The sequence below is a fragment of the Halobacillus litoralis genome, assembly GCF_009856445.1.
GTDB lineage: Bacteria > Bacillota > Bacilli > Bacillales > Halobacillaceae > Halobacillus > Halobacillus litoralis.
Genome location: NZ_WMFA01000031.1, coordinates 1 through 720 on the forward strand (window position 1 = coordinate 1; position 720 = coordinate 720).

General features: G+C 31.4%; 1 protein-coding gene. It reads right to left on the minus strand.

Going from position 1 to position 720, the window contains the following annotated elements:
- Positions 1–165: 165 nt before the first annotated feature.
- A partial coding sequence (locus tag GLW00_RS20280; protein ID WP_160917074.1) for a hypothetical protein occupies positions 166–720 on the minus strand: 555 nt, incomplete at its 5' end.

Sequence of the window (720 nt, forward strand, 5' to 3'; positions counted from 1 at the left end):
TGTTTACACTTGTTGTGAATTCTAAAAAGAGAAACAACAATTAAGCTGAATTGAAGAAATAATAGACAAGCTTTCCTTAGGCGAAAAAAAGTAGCCTGAACTACATAAGCTATTAATGGGGGTTAGCCCCGGCTGTTGCCAGGGCTTTTTGTATTACTCTTAAAATTATTTATAAGCATTTTGATACATTGCAGCATAGTTATTACTTAAATGGTTTTCGATTATTTTGTTCATTTCTTTTGTAGATAAATCTGAATTCACTTTATCTGTTTGATTAAGTTGCATTTTATCCTTAGCTTGTGTTAATTGTCTTTGAAGTGTTCTTAACAACGATTTCTCATCTGTACTAAGTTTCCCATCCTCATCAAGAGGTGGAAGGTTTGTTTCTCCGTCAATAGAATTGACTCCATAAATAATTCGGGGAGCGTCTCTTAAAAAAGTTGAATAGTAGAGGCTCGAATCTATAAAATCACTTGCATGTTTGATTATGTAGTAATCTCTCAGTAGATTATTTTCCAAAGAGCGGACGTCATCACCTATTTCTTCATTTTTAAAATCATCACTCAACATGTAATCAATTTGTGAAATCGATTGATCAATAGAATAATGAAAGTCTTTAATAAATCTTTCCCAGTTTTTGTGGTCAAGCTTTGTAGATTGGTAATATTTATAAGTGAAAAAGCCAAAGCATGTAATGATTAAAACTATTACAATTATCAA